Genomic DNA, 18,359 nt, shown 5'->3' with positions numbered 1-18,359 from the left:
TTCTAAGCTTTTCTTTGTTTGAAAAAGTCCTACCCTCGCGATGCCATCGTCCTGATGGCCGCTCGGCTCGGCACGTCCTGTGCCGAATTACGGATTTTTTCAAAGTCGAAAAGCTAAGAATTGCTAAAGCTCATGAAAGAGCCTTTTGAAATCCTTTTATGGGGCTTTTTCAAAATTCAGCTAACAAGTAGGTTTGTCAACAATCTAAAAAAGGCAACACTTTGTTTATCTAAAAAGTCCGATAAAGGGATTAGGCATTTGTTTGTTTTGTTTCTTTTCTGTTTTTAATGACTAAAAGGTGGCCCTTTGATGCATCCCTTAACTTTTTAAACACACCTCTTACATCATCTGGTATTTCCAGGGATAAAAACCTTTCATACATATCTATGTTTTCAATTTCTGCGTGTATTCCATATTCAAGTGCCTCATCTAAAGAGGTAGGTTCTTTAAGATATTCTAAAGACTTATCTTCTGGAATTTCTACATTGTACTTTTGCATTAGCTCCTTTAGCCAATTTATATGATGAACTTCAGAATTTATAATGCTGTTAAAGGGTTTTTCATCTCCAAGTGCCTTTAGGGCAAGTTCATATTCTGTTCTTGCAAGATATTCATCTTCAATTGCATAGATTAGCATATTTTCTAATGTAGTTTTTTTATCAAGCTTTGCTCTTACTGCTCCATACATAATATCACGCTCCTTAAGATTAATTATAAAAATCATAAAAGATTTTGTAAATTTATATTTAATAATCAATTTTGTTATGTTTTTTTAACATAAACTATGATAAATTATATATTGAAGGGAGTGATTAAAATGAAGACACAGTTTAGAGTAAGGTATAAGGAAACTGATAGGATGGGTATTGTATATCATTCCAATTACATAGTTTGGTTTGATGTAGGAAGAACAGAACTTTTAAGGAGTTTAGGATTTGATTATAGACATCTTGAGGAAATAGGACTTATGCTTCCTGTAGTAGAGGTGAATGTAAAATATAAAAGTCCCTCCTATTATGATGATTTAATTGAAATAGAAGCAAGTATTTTAGAAGTTTCAAGGGTTAAGGTCAAATTTGGATATAAAGTATATAGAGGTCAAACACTTTTAGCAGAAGGTTATACAGTACACGGGTTTACCGATAACAACCTAAAACCAATTGCACTTAATAAATTTAATAAGGAAATATATGAACTGTTTTTAAAAAGTGCAGTAAGTAATTTGGAGGATAAAGGATGAATACAATAGTAACTCAAGTAATCGTTCTTTTTTTAATTATGGTGGTGGGATATATATCAAGAAAAAGGGGATTTATAAACCCTGAGGTTAATAAAAGCCTTTCAGAGCTTTTATTAAATGTTACACTCCCCTTTATGATTATAGCCTCCTTTAATTTTAATTTTTCAAAGGATATGCTAAATTTAGGAATAAAATTATTTTTAATATCAACGGTAATACACATACTGCTACTTTTATTAGGAAGTATAATTTATAAAAGGTTTAATGAGGATGAATATAAGGTTCTTTGGTTTATAACTGTCTTTTCAAACTGTGGTTTTATGGGATATCCTGTTGTAGAGAGTATTTATGGTAAAATAGGACTTTTCTATGCGGCACTTTTTAATATACCCTTTAATATATTAATATGGACAGCAGGTGTTTTTATATTCTCTGGTAGAGGAGATAAACAAAATTTAAGAAAGGCTATATTAAATCCAGGGATATTATCAGTTTTTATAGGTTTAGTCATATTTCTTTTATCAATTGACCTTCCTGCACCTGTTATTAAAACATTGGAAATGGTAGGTTCAATGACAACTCCTCTTTCTATGATTATAATTGGTTCTACATTGGCAGATGCAAAGATAAAATCAATTTTTGAGGGATTTTCAGTATATTTTGGTTCCTTTATTAGATTAATTGCAATTCCTTTAACAGTTTATTTTATTTTGAACCTATTTGGACTAAAGGACTTTTATTTAAGCATTCCTGTTATAATAACAGCAATGCCGGCAGCTGCAAACACGGTTATTATGGCAGAAAAATATGGAGGAAATCCAGAATACGCCTCAAAGGTTGTTTTCTTAACAACTATCTTATCAGTAGTAACTATTCCAGCCATTTTGATACTGCTAAAGTAGAAGTATAATGAAAGAATGCCTAAGAAATCCTTCGTGGGGCAAATCTATATATAATTTTTAAATAGGCTTTTGTTAAGATATAAATAATAGCGACATTTATCGCTATATTTTAGACGATAAATGTCGCTTTATTTAATAATATGTAGCTAAATCAATCCCATATCCTTTTTAATCTCCAAAAGTCCCTTTGATGTTATTTTATCCTTTGGTATGTCTAAAATTTTTAATATATCCTCCAAAGCTTCAATACTTGGAGCCTCAATTTCTATATATGGGATAGGGAATACTTTCTTATCCCAATTATCAAATTCTATTAATGTACCATTTAACATATAACTTTCTCTATATTTATCTTCCCTTTTATAATCCTTTATACCTAATTCATTTAAAAAATTTAGGCATTCATTAAAATCTGATACTTCAAATTCGTGTTCTATATTTTGTCTTGCAAAATCAGTTTTAAATATTTTTTTTATGCAAAGTGTAATTTTTTCTTTTCTCTCTATTAAATCTTCTATTATCCTCATTCTTACATAGCCATTTTCTCCGTTTGGCAGACTAAAAAAATAGTTTTTTTGATTTTCCTCCTTAACCTTTTCTGCGTTTAAAGATTTTAGTTTTCCCTTTATTTTTTCTAAATCAACATTTAAAACTTTAACCTCTATTTCCTTCATAGCAATTCCTCCAAAATAAAGTGTAGAAATTTTATTTAAATTATTGTAAAATATTATTAATATTTTTAATAATTTTAGCTTAAGGGTGTATAGAATGAGGAGAGATTTAAATATATCAATTTTGGTTGGAACACTAACTTCTATGATAATGATAACTTCACAAAAGCTAAACAATATATTATTTTTAAACTTAATAATTATATTGATAACAACCTTTATTTTATCATATCCAATAAAAAAATGTGGAGTAAGTTGTGGATTTACAGCATATTTTTATTCTTTAATTTTACTCTATGTTTTTGGATGTAATAGTTTGTGTTGGATTATATATAGCTTTTTAGGCATCTATCCAATAATAAATTATTTTATTGAATTGTCTTCATTAAACACTAAAGAGAAAAAGGTTTTTAAATTTATATGGTTCAATTCAATTTTATTTTTAATATATATGATAGGTGGTAGTACTTTTTTAAATATTACAAAGCAAATGAAATTTATTACGTTATTTTTATTTTTGATTTTGGAGGCATTGTTTTATTTATATGATATAATATTTACGAAGATTGCGAAACTTGGGAGGTAATTTTATGGACAAGTTCTATGAGCAACATCTAGGTACACAAAAAAATAGTCTTTATGGAGTATTTAATGCACTAATTTATGTATTTGGATTTATTTCTTCAATAGCTTTGCTTTTTACTCTGGTTACATTTAATATTATGATTTTTATAGCTTTTATATTATTAAGTATAGTAACATATTTGATGGTTTATATGAGAAATAGGCAGTATACAGAATATGAATATATATTTACAAATGGAAACCTTCAAATAGATGCAATATACAATAAACAAAAAAGAAAAACGTTATTAGATATTGATGTTAAGGAGTTTGAAGCCTTCGGTAAAGAAAGTGAAATAAAAGTTTTAGATGGAACAAAGAAGAATTTGTTTATACCTTGGAACTGTAAGGACGACAGATATGTTTTTGTATATAACAGAGAGGGTAAAAAAGCAGCATATATAGCACCTGATGAGGAATTATTAAAATTAATAAATTTATATAACAGGGGGAAAAGAATATGAAAAAACGATTTTTAGCACTATTTTTAGCATTAGCTGCTCTACTATCAAGTGTAGGGTGCTTTTTTAAAAAAGAGCAAACGATTGCACCAAGAAAAAAACAGGATGGACTTGTAGTTTACCAGATTTTTGTTAGGTCCTTCTATGACTCTGATGGAGATGGAGTAGGAGACTTAAATGGAGTTACTGAAAAAATAGACTATATAAAAAGTTTAGGAGCAAATGCAATATGGCTAAATCCTATATATCCATCACCAAGCTATCACGGATATGATGTTACGGATTATAAGGGAATAAACAAGGATTTTGGTACAATGGAGGACTTTGAAAATTTAGTTAATAAGGCACACGAAAATGGAATAAGAGTAATATTAGATTTTGTTCCAAACCATACAAGCAGCAAACATCCTTGGTTTGAAAAGGCTTTAAAGGGAGACAGAAAGTATAAGGACTATTATATTTGGTCAGATAAGGATACAAATCTAAGAGAGCTTTCAGGTATAGGACAAAAGGCTTGGCATACTAAGGACAGTAAAAACTATTATTATGCTACTTTCTGGTCAGAGATGCCAGATTTGAATTTTGATAATAAAAAGGTAAGAAAAGAAATAAAGGATGCAGCAAAGTTTTGGATAGATAAAGGTGTTGATGGATTTAGAATAGATGCAGCCCTACATATATATGATGGTAAGAGGTTTAAGGATACAGTTGCTTGGTGGCAGGAATTTTCAAATTATGTAAGAAGTTTAAAAAATGATGCATACATAGTTGGTGAAGTTTGGGATTCAGAATCAAAGATAGCACCCTTCTTTACAGCCTTCGATTCCTGCTTCAACTTCAACATTGCAGAAAAAATAATTGAGGCATTAAACACAGGATTTTCTACTAAATTTTCACAAAGATTAAAGTATACATATGATAAATATAAATCTGAATATAAAGACTATGTAGATGCACCATTTTTAACAAACCACGATATTGATAGAGTTATGTCAAAACTTGATAGTGTAGAAAAGAACAAGGCAGCAGCAGCAATTTATTTAAGTTTACCAGGAAATCCATTTATATATTATGGTGAAGAGATAGGAATGAAGGGACACAAACCAGATGAAGAGATAAGGGAACCCTTTAAGTGGTATAGAACAACTGGCCAAGGACAAACAAAGTGGGAGTTAATAAAACACAATGTAGGGGAGTATTCACCATCTGTAGAAGAACAGGATAAGGATCCAAATTCACTACTTAACTTCTATAGGGATTTTATTAAGTTTAGATTAAGTGATGATGTAATGAAATATGGAGATATAGTCTCCTTTGATACAACACCCCTTGCTGTTTCATTTATAAGGGATAAAAATGGTGAGAAAAGACTTGTTATTGTAAACATAAGGGAAGAGAATGTACTAATTGATAAGCAATTAATTAATGGCAATGGATTTGACAAAATAATAAAGGGAAATGCCGTAGAAGTTACAGAAAATGGCGTTCAAAAATATCAACTTAAGCCTTATGATTATGTAATTTTTACAAATAAATAATATATAAAAGAGGTAATTTGTTGGGTAGATGCAATAAATTACCTCTTTTAATGTACAGTAAAATATGAATGACTTTTGTAGAAATATTTTTTATAAGTAATTTTTTACATTTTATTCATATAAATCAATTGTTTGTTATATATTTTTATGGCATAATATATTAGGTATATTTTATCATTAGGGAGGTTAATATGAAGAAGCTAAAATATATATTAATTCCAATAATTATTTTAGTTGGACTGACTTTGGGTGTTTTTTACTATATAAATGATACAATACACGTTCCAACTCCAAAGGGTTTCTTTTCATCTAAAGAGGAAAGGCAAAAGTTTGAATATGAAGAAGAAAAGGGTTTTATTAATATACTATTAATAGGAATAGATGCAAGGGAAAAGGGTGAGGCTGCAAGAACAGACTCCATAATACTTGCAACATTAGATACAAACAATAAAACAATAAAACTTACCTCCTTTATGAGGGATATGTATGTTCCAATACCAGGGTACAGGCCTCATAAAATAAACGCTGCCTTTACATTAGGTGGACCAGAACTTTTAATGAAAACTTTATATGAGGATTTTCAGGTTAACGTTCAATATTATATTTGCATAGATTTTAATGCCTTCCAAGATGTTATTGATACACTTGGAGGGGTAGAGGTTGAGGTTAAGGATTATGAAGTAGCAGAGATAAATAAGTATATAAAACAGGTAAATGGTAAAAACTCAACCCTACTTTCAGGTCCAGGTTATCAAAAGCTAAACGGTCAACAGGCACTTTCCTATTGTAGAATAAGAAAAGTAGGTAATGGAGATTATGAAAGAACAGAGAGGCAAAGAAAGGTATTAGGGCTTTTAATAGATAAGGTAAGAGGTGTAAGTGTATTTAAGCTACCTGAGTTAGCAAAGGCAGTACTTCCATATATAAAAACAAATATACCTACAACAAAACTTATGAATATAGGCTACACAGCCTACAAATTTGGAAACACTCCAGTTGAAAAGGCAAGAGTTCCCTTTGATTATACCTTTGAGGAAACATATGTGAATGGTATGAGTGTTTTAATACCTGATTTTCAAAAGAATGCCATTATGCTTGAAAAGTTTTTATATTCAGCATCAGGAGCTTTATCTAATACACCAATCTATATGGTAAACAACTATCATTCGCAAGACAAGCCTATTGATAAGAGAGGCAAAAAGCCCCCTGTTATTAAATTGGAAATACCAAAGGAAGAGATAAAAAATGAGACGGATTCACAGGATGTTGATGATTATATAGATAACAAAAAACAAGACGAAATAAATAGTAGTGATAAAGAAAAGCAAAATACAACAACAGAGCAAGACAATCAACAAGACAATCAGCAAGACGATCAACAAGACAATCAACAAGACGATCAACAAGACGATCAACAAGGAAATGCTGACCAAGGTAGTCAATCGAATCAGGGTGGAAATGAACAGGAGGGTAACCAATCAGAAAATAACCAAGAGATAGGTCAGCAAAATAATGGGGGACAAAGCACAGGTGAACAAAATAATGGACAGTAAAAAAGTGCCCAGATTTCTGGGCACTTTTTTATACAGATAATTTATTAGCCTTAACTTTGTAATTACCGTTTGGAACGTCTGAGAATAGATACATACCTTGAGCATTAGTTCTTGTAAATTTAATTGGTGTAAGTTTACCATCAGCTTCAACCCTGTAAAGAGTAACAACAGCATTTTCAATTGGTTGGTTGTTGTCATCTTTAATATAACCAGAGATAGTACCCTTTGAAGCATTAGGATCAACGTTAAGTGTGATAACAAGTTTACCTATCATTCTATTTGCATCTATTAATATAGTTGAAGTATCGCTTACATATCCAAATTTACTTGTTCTTATCTTATAGGTTCCTTGGTCTATATCCATAAACAGGAATTGTCCTGTTTGGTTAGTAAAGGTTGTTCCAATTAATGTTTCTGTTTGGTCTTGGTTTACTTTAAATAGCTGAACTATTGCATCTTGTATTGGTTCACTTGTTGTTGCAAATACATCACCTGCAATAATAGAAAGGTTTGCTTTAGGGTCAGAGGTAAGTGTAATGTCAATTTGAAGCTGTTGTCTTGCTTGAAGTGCAAATAGTTGTAATGGTGAAAATATAAATCCTGGAGCAATTGAAGAGATATAGTATTGTGTTCCAGGAGGGAATGGAGAGAAGGTATAATTACCCTGTGCATCTGTAAAGGTGTGGGCTATTGGGTTACCCTGTGCATCAAATATCTTTATTATTGCACCAGGTATTGGGTTTCCGTTTTCATCCTTAATAGTACCTATAATTGTACCTGAGTCAATGTTTGGGTTTGGCTGTAGATCAAGGTCAATACGAATTTCTTGTCCTATACCTGTAAGTTCCTTTGCAACTGATTGACCTAAAATATATAGGTCACTTACTTGATTTGACATTTATATCCCCCCTAAAGAGTTTTGTATATTAAGGTTATGGATGCACTGCTACAACCATTTTCAATCTTTGCTGTAGCAGGTAGATTGTATTTAAGTAGTATTCCATTTGTGAGGTTTATGTGTAGAGTTGGCTGTTCCTTTGTTATAACGAGTATTACATAGGATAACCCAAAGTTTACTTTAATTTCACACATAGGGTTATCATCAAATATAGATGAGACAATTATATCCTTAATTATAATATTTTGAGTATTAGGCTTTATTATAATTGCTTCTTCCCTTGTAATACTTTTAGTAACAGTTTCACATACACAAAAAGAGTTGTTTAAAGTATCAAGTTTACTGTATATTAAGTTGAATTTTTCTTCAAAGTACATCATTACCTTTCTAATATCAATTGGCATAGAAAATACTCCTTTTTCTTTCCTGTAATATAATATGACAAAAAAAGTATGTTGTGAATAATATGTAGTAGGTGGTATTGGTGGTGATTTTATGGATAATGAGATTAGAATTGATGGGAGGATAGAAGATAGAAAAAATGCTATAAAAATTATAGAAGGAAGAGTTATCAATTCAAAGGGGAATGGTATATGTGGTGCCTGTGTTAAGGTTTTAGATGTGTTTTCGAATCCAATTGAACATACAATTACTGATAGATATGGAAATTTTAAATTATTTATTTTTAATAATAAGAATTGCTATAAGATATTTGCAACCTGTGAAGGGTATTCTACATCAGACTTTCAGCATATATTTTTATTTGATGAACAAAAAATAAACTTAACAATAATTTTAAATAAGCTTGAAAATGTATTATCTATTTTGGTTGGGAGAGTAGTTTTTAATAACAAACCAGTTGATATGTGCCAAGTAGAAATATATTCCTGTTATTATGGAATACTTACACTATGTGAAAGAACTGTTACAGATAAGAATGGTATGTTTTTAATTGACAAGGTTGCAAGTGGAACATATATAATTAAGGCAGAAAACAATATGTTTTACTATAAAGAAAGAATATGCTTAAGACCTGGACTTAATTCATTAATTGTATATCCTCAAATTAAACCTAATATGATTTATGGCACAATAAGTGGTGTTATAGTAGATAATGAAGGCAATAGAGTTAAGGATGCACTTGTTGTACTTCAAACAAAGGATGGAAGGTTTATAAAATTTACAAGAACAAACTCACAAGGGGAGTACCTCTTTTATAATGTTGAAAGAGGGGAATACTCAATAGTTTCTTATGCTAAAAATAATAGAAATTCAGATTGTTAACAAACCTAATTGTTAGTTAAAATCTGAAAAAGCCCCAAGAAATCCTTCATGGGGCTAATCAATATACAACTTTTTCAAAAAACTAAAGCAGACCATATAGGTCTGCTTTAAATTATAGTCTATTTGCTGAACCAAGAACGTTTTCAATCTTGTATTCAACAACTTTTTGTATAGCATCTCTACCAGCACCAAGGTACTTTCTTGGGTCAAATTCAGCTGGGTTTTCTGCAAATACCTTTCTTATTGCTGCTGTCATAGCAAGTCTTAAATCTGTATCCATATTTATCTTACATACAGCCATTGAAGCAGCCTTTCTTAGCATTTCAACTGGAATTCCCTTAGCGTTTGCAATGTTTCCACCAAACTTGTTGCACATTTCAACAGTTTCTGGATCAACTGCTGATGCACCGTGAAGAACTATTGGGAAGTTTGGAAGCTTTCTTTGTATTTCTTCGAGTATATCAAATCTTAGTTGTGGTTCATAATCTGGTGGGAACTTGAAGGCACCGTGGGATGTACCAATAGCTATTGCAAGGGAGTCACATCCAGTTCTTTCAACGAATTCAACAGCTTGGTCTGGGTCAGTGTAAACGTGCTCAGCAGCAACAACGTCATCTTCTACTCCAGCAAGCACACCAAGCTCAGCTTCAACAACAACACCGTGTGCGTGTGCATATTCAACAACTTCCTTAGTCTTTCTTATGTTTTCTTCAAAATCATAGTGTGAACCATCAAACATAACTGAAGTAAATCCACTTGCTATTGCAAGTTTTACAGCATCTAAATCTGGACCGTGGTCAAGGTGAAGTGCTATATCAATTCCTGTTTCTTCAGCAGCAGCTTCAACCATAGCTCTTAGATATTTTGGGCCTGCATATTTAAGTGCACCAGTTGAGCATTGAAGTATAACTGGTGAATTTTTAGCCTTTGCACCCTTTACAACACCTTGAAGTATTTCAAGGTTGTTGATGTTAAAAGCACCAATTGCATATCCGCCTTCATAGGCTTTTTTAAACATTTCTTTAGTTGTAACAAGTGGCATTGTAAATCCTCCTTTATATGTATTATGGGACATAAATAGTCCCTATGGGACAAATAGGCACTATGTATATTATAGTATATTTTTAGGCGTAAGCAAATAATTTTTTTAAAAAATATTTTGTAGGTTTAATTTATCCAATTCAGGTATATGTTCTATATATTTTCTTAATACAGCAATGTGGCTTAATGAATTAGTTTTGTCCTTTGCCTTTATATATTCTATAAGAAGTTCCATATTTTCAGATATTTTATCTATTTCGTCGTGGTGAATTAAAGCACTCCAAACTCTTTCGTTTTTTTGCCATTCAGATTTAAGTTTCACAATTTCGTTATATGATACATCCCAATTATCGCTTTCTATATTTAATTGTATAACATATATTGAATTTAATAAAGAATATGTTGTATTATTTAAAAAATTATTTACCAATAATCCTATAGAAATAATAGATGTAAAAAGAAGGAGGATAATTAGGGATGTCTTTATATTACTTTTTAATCTTTTCTTCATCCTTTTCCCTCCTTTGAATAAAAAGATTTCCTTTAGAATCTATCATAGCTATAAATACATCCTTAATATCTTCAATACCCTTACTTTTTAAATTTTCCATAAGCCAATTAAGGTCGTGACCAGTTATAGATAGATTCTTTTTATTTAAAACCCCATCAAGTATGATACTAACGGGTAACTTTACAGATTGGGGATTTAAGTTTAAATCTTCTCTTGTTGCAGGTGATTTTTCTGCTTTAGGGATTATGCTGAGTTTTCCACTGGTTTCAAGTATTGCATATTCAATGTCTGCAATGTCAAGGTATCCCATCATTCTAAGTTCTTCAATCAAGTCATCTAAATTAAAGCGTTGCCTTCTCAACTCTTCTTCAGATACTTTTCCGTGTTTTATTAAAATATCAGGGGTTCCGCAAAAGACCTTTCTTAAAAATTCAACTTTTAAGGTTAAAAAGGATATTAGTATTTCAAGTGTCATTAAGGTTAAAATAGGAATTATTCCGTGAATCAAAGGTATAGCCGTATCCTGCATAGGGAGTGTTGCAAGTTCTGAAAGCATTAGTGCAACTACAAGTTCAAAGGGCTGAAGCTCACCTATTTGTCTTTTACCCATAAGACGCATTGCAAGGGTGACAAATATATATAAAATTATTGTTCGAACAAATACAACCATAATTTTACCTCCTATGTTGTATTATTTGAATAAAATTATATTTTAAACCTGTATAATTCAATTTTAACTATTTAGAATTGTTTGCAATTTGCTTGTAAATTATTAGGATTATTAATATAATTTAATTAGTACATTTTAAAGAAAGGAACTAAGGTATGGCAAAAGGAAGATTAGAAAAATTTGAAATGAAGTATGGGTATTTTTTACCTAAGGAATATAAACAATTTATATATAGATATGGTGGAGATATTCAGTTTGGCAGTTGTAGATTTGAATATCCAGAAAATATATCTGCAAATATTTTAAGGATTCCTGGTAAGATGGATTTTAGATTAATTCCTTTTGGGGATATAAGTAATGGAGATTTATACTGCTTTTATAAATATGGCCCTGAGGTTAATGATTATTTTATAGGGCTATACCTTCACGAAACTTCTAATTTTGTTATATTATCTTCAAATTTTGAGTCATTTTTATATAGATGTATGCTGGATGATTATTTTGCATCGATTAATGGTGTTGATGAATATTCCTTTGAGGAGAATATAAATGCCTCAAAGGAGTGCATTGAAAGATGTTTGATTTTATCAAAGGATTATGGTTTTGATTTTAACGAAATAAAACAATACAAGTCTGAAATAGATTATCATAGGCTTATGGTGAATAGAGATAAAAAAGCAGTACAGAGCCTATGTTATCTTGGCAAATATTGTCTTGAAAATGGAGATTTTAAAAAGGGAGTTAGCTATATAAATATGGCTATAAAGGCCTGCAGTACTTATTTTGCACCATATTATATACTTGGGAGACACCTTATTTTTTCAGGTAAGATGGATGGTTATACATATTTAAAAAAATCGCTTAAAAAATCCTTGTGCCTAACAGGATACAGCTATTGGCAGGAGGATTTTATAGATATTCCAGAGGATGCCCATAGAGAAGTGGCTCTTTTTATTGAGGATATGTATGATTATGATGATTTATTAGAGGGAAGATTGATGAGGGGGATAGACCCCTATGATGATAAGCTTAGAAAAATTATGGCTGAGGAATATTTTAGTAGAGGTAAATATAAACAGGCTTTAGAGGAATGTGCAAATGCACTCTACTGTAGTAGTGCAGATAAGGAGGAAATATTAAATTTAGCTCTAAAGGTTACAAAGGTTTCAGGGGATTCTTATTTATCAAAAATAATAGAAAATGATATTAAAAATTTAAATAGGAAGGTGTTATAGATGGAGGTTAGGGTTAGAATTGCACCAAGTCCAACTGGAAACTGCCACGTTGGTACTGCAAGAAATGCACTTTATAATTATCTTTTTGCAAAAAAAATAATGGTAAGTTTATTTTAAGAATAGATGATACCGATATGAAAAGAAATTCTAAGGAATCTGAAGAAGGTATATTTGAAGGTTTAAGATGGCTCGGAATAAACTGGGATGAAGGGCCAGATGTAGGGGGACCCTATGGCCCCTATAGGCAGTCAGAAAGACTACATATTTATGATAAGTACATACAAAAATTGATAGATGAAGGATATGCGTACTTTTGCTTTTGTAGTGAGGAGGAGCTTGAGGAGGAAAGAAAAAGACAGATTGAACAAAAACTTCCGCCAAAATATTCAGGTAGATGTAGAAATTTAACAAAGGAAGAGATAGAGGACAAACTAAATAAAGGATTAAAACCTGTTGTAAGATTTAAAGTTCCTAATAAAATAATAACCTTCAATGATGCAGTAAGGGGAGAACTTAAGTGGGATGGAAATCTAATGGGGGATTTTGTCATAAGAAAATCTGATGGAGTTCCAACATATAACTTTGCAACAGCAATAGATGACTATTTAATGAAAATATCCCATGTTTTAAGAAGCCAAGAACACATACCCAATACCTTCTGCCAAGTGTTAATTTTAGAGGCACTTTCTGCTAAGATTCCACAATATGTGCATTTTCCACTTTTACTAAATGAAGATAGAAGTAAGATTTCAAAAAGGGATGGTGCACTTTATATTGGCGAATATAGGGATATGGGCTATTTGAAGGAAGCAGTATTGAACTTTATAGTGCTTTTAGGGTGGAATCCAAAGGATGGCCAAGAGTTTTTGAACATAGATGAGATGATAGATAAGTTTAGTTTAGACAATATAAACAACTCTAATGTTGTATTTGATTTTAAAAAACTTGAATGGTACAATGGCCACTACATCAGAAAAAAGAGTGTAGAGGAATTATATGAGCTTATTTTACCCTTTGTTGAAGGACAAGACTATTTTAAGAAGACAGAGGATGATTATAAAAAATTAAAGAGAATAGTTGAAGTTGAACAGGAAAGATTAAAGAGGCTTGATGAAGCAAAGGATGCCTTTAGGATGTTTTATGAAAGTCCAATGGAGTATTCCTTAGATTTTATAATAGAATCAATTAAAAAAATAGATAGAGATGAAATAATAAGGCTTTTAGATGAGTCAATAAAACACTTAGAAAAGATACAAAACTGGGATAAGGTATATTTAGAGGAAGAGATGAGAAGACTTTGTGATGAAATAAACACAAAGACTAAAATACTCTTTATGCTTCTTAGAATTGCAGTAACAGGCTCAAAGGTATCACCACCTCTATTTGATGTATTTGAGATTATAGGAAAAGAGGAGACACTGTATAGATTACAAAAATGTAAAAAAGATATAGAGTAGTAGGAGTACTTAGAGGTGCTCATATGGCTGTTGAAAAAGTTATAAGCCCCATGAAGGATTTCTTGGGCATTCGTTCATTTCGCTAATCAATTCTAAGCTTTTCTTTGTTTGAAAAGTCCTACCCTCGCGATGCCATCCTCCTGATGGTCGCTCGGCTCGGCACGTCCTGTGCCGAATTACGGACTTTTTTCAAAGTCGAAAAGCTAAGAATTGCTAAAGCTCATGAAAGAGCCCATTAAAATCCTTTCATGGGGCTTTTTCATACTGTAGCTAACAAACAGGTTTGTCAACAAACTGTATGAGCATTTAGAAGTCCTCATACTAATTTTAAAAAATAATTAGTTTTGAGGAATTAGCTTAAATGTCTCTATAAAGTAAGTTCCAGCAGAAAGGCTTTCAAATTCAAAGTAACCATCGGATTTTGTTTCAGCTATTGCAACAATATATTTCATATCTCCTTCACGTCTATATAATTCAACAAGGCATTTATCAACAGGTATACCGTTATACACAACTGTACCTGATATTTTGCCCTGAGGATTTGTAGGATCCTTTGAAAGTTTGTTAGTTGAAGATATAACCATATAGTCTTTATCGATTACTACAAGCGAATCCTGTGGGAGATAGCCATTAGCTGCAATTCTTAAGGTGTATATTCCCTGAGGTAAATATGCTATCCTATATCTGCCGTTTATACTTGTGAAACTGTGAACATATAATCTATCTGTTCCATCTTCATTTCTATAAAGATTTGCACCACCATTTACTATTCCTTCAAGTGTACTTCCTAAAGCTTCTCCAAATATTACACCAAGCTTAGATACTATATTGTCATTTAATAGTAGGCTTAAATTTTTCTGTTCTCCGCCTTCTAATATAAAATCCCCAACATAGGATAAATTGTAGTCTGGAGACACAACTATTAAGGTATATTCCCCCGCAGGAAGTCTTCCTGTAAAGAATCCTTTGCTATCGGTTATGTCGTGATAAATTGTATATCCATCGGTGGTAAGAACCTTTACTGAAGCACTAACAATAGGATTGTTGTCTGGGGCAGTGATATTTCCATATATTATAGCTTCAGGACTTTGGTCAAGGGTAGGTGTTACGGTTACATTAATACTTGCATTTTTGGTAAGTTCTATGTCATTTGTTTCTGCTTTTAATGCTCTACATAGAAGCAGTGAGGAAGGTGTTGGAACTTCTATTAAAGTACCGTGCAGCGAAATAGGATAGTTTCCTGTTGGAAGTGCAGATACTGGATTTGCGTGTTCAAGGTCAACTCTTATTGCTATATTTAAAATTTGGTTTGTAACGTAGGCAATTTTAGATTCTGGTCTTATTTCAATATCGGTTAAAGAACCTCCTAAATATACTGTTTTATTACTATCAAGATTGTTTATATCAAATATTGTTATACTACCTGAAGTTGAGTTAAGTGTAATAAGTTTTTTAGAATCTGGAGTTGCTTCACATTTATAGGGTACAGCAAATAAGAATTTGGTTTTTATTATTCTAAGAGGAGGTGTTGTAGATAGCTGCATAATCATACCAGTTGTTCTGCTTAAACCTGCAACGAATACATATTTTCCATCTTTAGAGGTACATATTGATGTTGGATTAAATACTCCTGATGTGAAGGTTATATATGGTGTTAAAAGTTCAAGATTTTCAACGGATATCATTCCTATAAAAGGTCTTTGGTAACTTACAAAGTATACATATTTTCCATCTTTACTCATTAAAAGGTCGGTTGGTGTATAGGTCAAAGAAGTAGGAAGAGTAATTCTTTTTATAATAGACAGAGTTTCTGTATCAATTACTGGTACATTAAAGGCATTTATACACTGTACAAATATATATTTGCCATCTGGTGTTATAACCATTCTAACAGGCTTAAAGTTAAGAGGTATTGTAGTAACTAAAGTTTGAGATAAGATATTTACAACAGCAATATACTCACTGTCACGACAGGCTACATAAAGGAATGAGTCATCTTGGCTTATTACTCCAGACATAGGAAATTGTCCGACTGTTATTGTCGATACTACAGTATTTGTTGCTGTGTTAATCATACTTACAGTTCCGTCACCAGAGTTTAAAGAAAATACATATCTGCCGTCGTGGGTTGCTACTACATCATAGGGGTTACTTCCAACAGGTATATTAGCGATAACTTTATCAGTGGTTGTGTCAATACAAGTTACGCTGGATGAGTTTAAATTAGCTGTATATACAGCAAAGGTTTTCATATTATCCCCCCCTTATCTTTTCAATATAATATATGTTGAGTCTATAATTTTTGATAAACTAAAGTAGAAAAAATTAAAATAATTAAGTAAAATATAATAAATTATATATGTAACATTTAACGAATTACTGCATATAATAAACTACACTCTATAAAAGGGGGATAACTATGGAAAAACTAATTACAGTAAAGAGGATGGATACTGGAGAAATATTAAAGGCAAATGTAGGAAGCAGTTTACTTGATATATTAAAGACAGGAAAAGATCTTAAGGATCCTGTTGTTGCAATGGTAGATGGAGAAATTGAAGAGCTAACTAAAAAGATTCACTATGATGTTGAAGTTCTTCCAATAACGCTAAAAAGTCCCTTTGGAGTTAAGACATATCTTAGGAGTTTAACATTTGTTTTTATAAAGGCTGTCGAGGATCTATTTTCAGGTGCTGAGGTTACTATAGAGCATTCCTTAAATAAAGCTCTATATGGAGAGATACACTATGAAAGAAAGATAGAGGAGAAGGATATAGAACTTATAAAAAAGAGAATGCAGGAGATTATAGATTCGGATGAACTAATTGAAAAAATAAAGGTTAAAAAGGAGGAGGCACTAAAGATATTCCAAAGCTATGGAATGAAGGATAAATTAAGACTTTTAAAATATGTAAATCTTCCATATATAAATTTATACAGATGTGGATATCTTTATGACTACTTCTATGGGCCAATGGTGCCTTCAACAGGATATTTAAAACTATTTGATTTGAAGTTCCACGATCCAGGATTTTTGCTTCTTTATCCTCAGGAAAATGATCCAACAAAACTAATTAAGTTTAGAGATGTGCCTAAACTTGCAAAGGTTTTTAAAGAGACAGAGGAATGGGCAAAGATACTTGATGTTGCAGATGTTGGTGCATTAAACGACAAGGTTGTAAACAAGGAGATGAATGAACTAATATTAGTTGCAGAGGGATTTCACGAGAAAAAGATTGCCCAAATTGCAGATAAAATTTATGAAAACAAGGATAAGGTAAAGATTGTATTAATTGCAGGGCCGTCTTCTTCAGGTAAAACAACCTTTTCAAAGAGGCTGTCTATTCAACTGAGGGTTTTAGGATTAAAGCCTCATCCGATATCATTAGATGATTATTTTGTAGATAGGGAAAAAACTCCCCTTGATGAAAATGGAGAATATGATTTTGAGTCAATATATGCACTTGACTTAGAGCTATTTAATAAGCACCTTGCATTACTTTTAGATGGTCAAGAAGTAGAGATTCCAACCTTTAATTTTATAGAAGGCAAAAGGGAATGGAAGGGACACAAATACAAAATGGAACCCAATTCCATTCTGGTAATTGAAGGAATACACGGACTAAATGAAATGCTAACAAATGCAATCCCAAGGGAAAATAAGTTTAAAATATATATAAGTGCCTTAACTCAATTAAATATTGATAATCATAATAGAATACCCACAACTGATGTGAGGCTGCTTAGAAGAATTGTAAGGGACAATCGTTCAAGGGGAAGAAATGCAGAGGCTACTATCCTGTCTTGGCCAAGTGTAAGAAGAGGAGAAGAGAAAAACATTTTCCCATTCCAAGAGGATGCAGATGTAATGTTTAATTCAACCCTTGTATATGAAATGAGCATACTTAAAAAGTATGCAGAGCCTCTTCTTCTTGAGATTAAAAAGGATAGCCCAGCCTACATTGAAGCAAAAAGGCTTCTATCCTTCCTGCAATATTTTATATCAGTTGAGGATGAGGATATAATTCCAAAGAATTCTATAATAAAGGAATTTATAGGCGGAAGCTGTTTCGAATAATAAAAAAGGGATAAGGCCCTTCAGTCTTTTTAAAAAGTTATATATTGATTAGCCCCATGAAGGATTTCTTAGGCATTCGTTCATTTCGCTAAGCAACTCTAAGCTTTTCTTTGTTTGAAAAAGTCCTACCCTCGCGATGCCATCGTCCTGATGGCCGCTCGGCTCGGCACGTCCTGTGCCGAATTACGGACTTTTT

17 protein-coding genes and 1 pseudogene are annotated in these 18,359 nt (G+C 31.8%); 10 read left to right on the top strand and 8 right to left on the bottom strand.

The genetic code is table 11. The features are described 5' to 3' along the window. Nucleotides 1-250: 250 nt before the first annotated feature. Nucleotides 251-688 carry a DUF2202 domain-containing protein gene (locus JG776_RS10250; protein ID WP_291967189.1) on the bottom strand — a complete coding sequence of 146 codons (438 nt, stop codon included), beginning with the start codon at nt 686-688 and terminating at the stop codon, nt 251-253. A 129-nt stretch (nt 689-817) separates the two neighbouring features. Between JG776_RS10250 and JG776_RS10245 the strand changes: the two genes are divergently transcribed. Both JG776_RS10245 and JG776_RS10240 read left to right on the top strand, forming a co-directional pair. Then, nucleotides 818-1,240 (top strand): thioesterase family protein, encoded by a 423-nt coding sequence (locus tag JG776_RS10245; RefSeq protein WP_291967187.1) that lies wholly within the window; start codon nt 818-820, stop codon nt 1,238-1,240. Further along, entirely contained in the window at nt 1,237-2,142 is a 906-nt protein-coding gene (locus JG776_RS10240) for an AEC family transporter (RefSeq protein WP_291967185.1), read from the top strand. The genes JG776_RS10245 and JG776_RS10240 overlap by 4 nt, the downstream gene beginning before the upstream one ends. A gap of 146 nt (nt 2,143-2,288) precedes the next feature. On the opposite strand, the gene JG776_RS10235 is transcribed toward JG776_RS10240, so the two are convergent. Further along, the gene (locus JG776_RS10235; protein ID WP_291967183.1) at nt 2,289-2,816 is read right to left on the bottom strand and encodes a class IV adenylate cyclase; all 528 of its coding nucleotides are present in this window, start codon (nt 2,814-2,816) and stop codon (nt 2,289-2,291) included. Between the two features lie 94 nt (nt 2,817-2,910). Here JG776_RS10235 and JG776_RS10230 point away from each other — a divergent pair, with 94 nt between their 5' ends. The 4 genes from JG776_RS10230 to JG776_RS10215 all read left to right on the top strand — a co-directional run bounded on the left by JG776_RS10230 (nt 2,911) and on the right by JG776_RS10215 (nt 6,989). Next, nucleotides 2,911-3,399 (top strand): hypothetical protein, encoded by a 489-nt coding sequence (locus JG776_RS10230; protein ID WP_291967182.1) that lies wholly within the window; start codon nt 2,911-2,913, stop codon nt 3,397-3,399. Nucleotides 3,400-3,403: 4 nt separating this feature from the next. Then, a complete protein-coding gene (locus JG776_RS10225) occupies nt 3,404-3,901 on the top strand; it encodes a hypothetical protein (protein WP_291967180.1) in 498 nt (165 codons plus the stop codon). Next, nucleotides 3,898-5,436: an alpha-amylase family glycosyl hydrolase gene (locus tag JG776_RS10220; protein WP_291967178.1), complete on the top strand. Its 1,539-nt coding sequence runs from the start codon at nt 3,898-3,900 to the stop codon at nt 5,434-5,436. Before JG776_RS10225 ends, JG776_RS10220 begins: the two co-directional genes overlap by 4 nt. Before the next feature lie 191 nt (nt 5,437-5,627). Continuing rightward, a complete protein-coding gene (locus tag JG776_RS10215; RefSeq protein ID WP_291967176.1) occupies nt 5,628-6,989 on the top strand; it encodes an LCP family protein in 1,362 nt (453 codons plus the stop codon). Between the two features lie 28 nt (nt 6,990-7,017). On the opposite strand, the gene JG776_RS10210 is transcribed toward JG776_RS10215, so the two are convergent. Both JG776_RS10210 and JG776_RS10205 read right to left on the bottom strand, forming a co-directional pair. Next, the gene (locus JG776_RS10210; protein WP_291967175.1) at nt 7,018-7,887 is read right to left on the bottom strand and encodes a collagen binding domain-containing protein; all 870 of its coding nucleotides are present in this window, start codon (nt 7,885-7,887) and stop codon (nt 7,018-7,020) included. An 11-nt stretch (nt 7,888-7,898) separates the two neighbouring features. Continuing rightward, nucleotides 7,899-8,291, bottom strand: coding sequence for a hypothetical protein (locus tag JG776_RS10205; RefSeq protein WP_291967173.1), 393 nt, complete (start codon nt 8,289-8,291; stop codon nt 7,899-7,901). A gap of 91 nt (nt 8,292-8,382) precedes the next feature. Between JG776_RS10205 and JG776_RS10200 the strand changes: the two genes are divergently transcribed. Continuing rightward, nucleotides 8,383-9,171, top strand: coding sequence for a collagen binding domain-containing protein (locus tag JG776_RS10200; protein WP_291967171.1), 789 nt, complete (start codon nt 8,383-8,385; stop codon nt 9,169-9,171). Nucleotides 9,172-9,283: 112 nt separating this feature from the next. Here the strand turns inward: JG776_RS10200 and fba are convergent, their stop codons facing one another. The 3 genes from fba to JG776_RS10185 form a co-directional block, all read right to left on the bottom strand. Next, nucleotides 9,284-10,213 carry a class II fructose-1,6-bisphosphate aldolase gene (gene fba, locus JG776_RS10195; protein WP_073248307.1) on the bottom strand — a complete coding sequence of 310 codons (930 nt, stop codon included), beginning with the start codon at nt 10,211-10,213 and terminating at the stop codon, nt 9,284-9,286. Nucleotides 10,214-10,318: 105 nt separating this feature from the next. Next, a complete protein-coding gene (locus tag JG776_RS10190) occupies nt 10,319-10,723 on the bottom strand; it encodes a DUF4363 family protein (RefSeq protein WP_291967168.1) in 405 nt (134 codons plus the stop codon). Further along, a complete protein-coding gene (locus tag JG776_RS10185; protein ID WP_291967192.1) occupies nt 10,701-11,396 on the bottom strand; it encodes a DUF421 domain-containing protein in 696 nt (231 codons plus the stop codon). Before JG776_RS10185 ends, JG776_RS10190 begins: the two co-directional genes overlap by 23 nt. A 152-nt stretch (nt 11,397-11,548) precedes the next feature. Here JG776_RS10185 and JG776_RS10180 point away from each other — a divergent pair, with 152 nt between their 5' ends. Both JG776_RS10180 and gltX read left to right on the top strand, forming a co-directional pair. Next, nucleotides 11,549-12,628 carry an SMI1/KNR4 family protein gene (locus tag JG776_RS10180; RefSeq protein ID WP_291967166.1) on the top strand — a complete coding sequence of 360 codons (1,080 nt, stop codon included), beginning with the start codon at nt 11,549-11,551 and terminating at the stop codon, nt 12,626-12,628. Next, nucleotides 12,629-14,085 (top strand): annotated as a pseudogene (gene gltX / locus JG776_RS10170) (glutamate--tRNA ligase). It abuts the gene before it with no gap. A 338-nt stretch (nt 14,086-14,423) separates the two neighbouring features. Here gltX and JG776_RS10165 read toward each other — a convergent pair. Beyond that, the gene (locus JG776_RS10165; protein WP_291967160.1) at nt 14,424-16,337 is read right to left on the bottom strand and encodes a carboxypeptidase regulatory-like domain-containing protein; all 1,914 of its coding nucleotides are present in this window, start codon (nt 16,335-16,337) and stop codon (nt 14,424-14,426) included. Between the two features lie 194 nt (nt 16,338-16,531). On the opposite strand from JG776_RS10165, the gene JG776_RS10160 reads away from it, so the two are divergent. Further along, the gene (locus tag JG776_RS10160) at nt 16,532-18,163 is read left to right on the top strand and encodes a nucleoside kinase (RefSeq protein WP_291967191.1); all 1,632 of its coding nucleotides are present in this window, start codon (nt 16,532-16,534) and stop codon (nt 18,161-18,163) included. Nucleotides 18,164-18,359 lie beyond the last annotated feature (196 nt).

Origin of the sequence: Caloramator sp., assembly GCF_020054765.1 — a bacterium.
GTDB classification, from domain to species: domain Bacteria; phylum Bacillota; class Clostridia; order Clostridiales; family Caloramatoraceae; genus Thermobrachium; species Thermobrachium proteoclasticum.
The sequence above is the reverse complement of the archived record's forward strand: the minus strand, read 5'-3'. Positions and strand labels throughout refer to the sequence as shown.

Coding starts and splice junctions, on each gene's coding strand:
- JG776_RS10235 (WP_291967183.1), bottom strand. CDS start 2,816: ATGAAGGAAATAGAGGTTAAAGTTTTAAATGTTGATTTAGAAAAAATA.
- fba (WP_073248307.1), bottom strand. CDS start 10,213: ATGCCACTTGTTACAACTAAAGAAATGTTTAAAAAAGCCTATGAAGGC.
- JG776_RS10230 (WP_291967182.1), top strand. CDS start 2,911: ATGAGGAGAGATTTAAATATATCAATTTTGGTTGGAACACTAACTTCT.
- JG776_RS10215 (WP_291967176.1), top strand. CDS start 5,628: ATGAAGAAGCTAAAATATATATTAATTCCAATAATTATTTTAGTTGGA.
- JG776_RS10220 (WP_291967178.1), top strand. CDS start 3,898: ATGAAAAAACGATTTTTAGCACTATTTTTAGCATTAGCTGCTCTACTA.
- JG776_RS10205 (WP_291967173.1), bottom strand. CDS start 8,291: ATGCCAATTGATATTAGAAAGGTAATGATGTACTTTGAAGAAAAATTC.
- JG776_RS10160 (WP_291967191.1), top strand. CDS start 16,532: ATGGATACTGGAGAAATATTAAAGGCAAATGTAGGAAGCAGTTTACTT.
- JG776_RS10245 (WP_291967187.1), top strand. CDS start 818: ATGAAGACACAGTTTAGAGTAAGGTATAAGGAAACTGATAGGATGGGT.
- JG776_RS10180 (WP_291967166.1), top strand. CDS start 11,549: ATGGCAAAAGGAAGATTAGAAAAATTTGAAATGAAGTATGGGTATTTT.
- JG776_RS10190 (WP_291967168.1), bottom strand. CDS start 10,723: ATGAAGAAAAGATTAAAAAGTAATATAAAGACATCCCTAATTATCCTC.
- JG776_RS10225 (WP_291967180.1), top strand. CDS start 3,404: ATGGACAAGTTCTATGAGCAACATCTAGGTACACAAAAAAATAGTCTT.
- JG776_RS10200 (WP_291967171.1), top strand. CDS start 8,383: ATGGATAATGAGATTAGAATTGATGGGAGGATAGAAGATAGAAAAAAT.
- JG776_RS10250 (WP_291967189.1), bottom strand. CDS start 688: ATGTATGGAGCAGTAAGAGCAAAGCTTGATAAAAAAACTACATTAGAA.
- JG776_RS10240 (WP_291967185.1), top strand. CDS start 1,237: ATGAATACAATAGTAACTCAAGTAATCGTTCTTTTTTTAATTATGGTG.
- JG776_RS10210 (WP_291967175.1), bottom strand. CDS start 7,887: ATGTCAAATCAAGTAAGTGACCTATATATTTTAGGTCAATCAGTTGCA.
- JG776_RS10165 (WP_291967160.1), bottom strand. CDS start 16,337: ATGAAAACCTTTGCTGTATATACAGCTAATTTAAACTCATCCAGCGTA.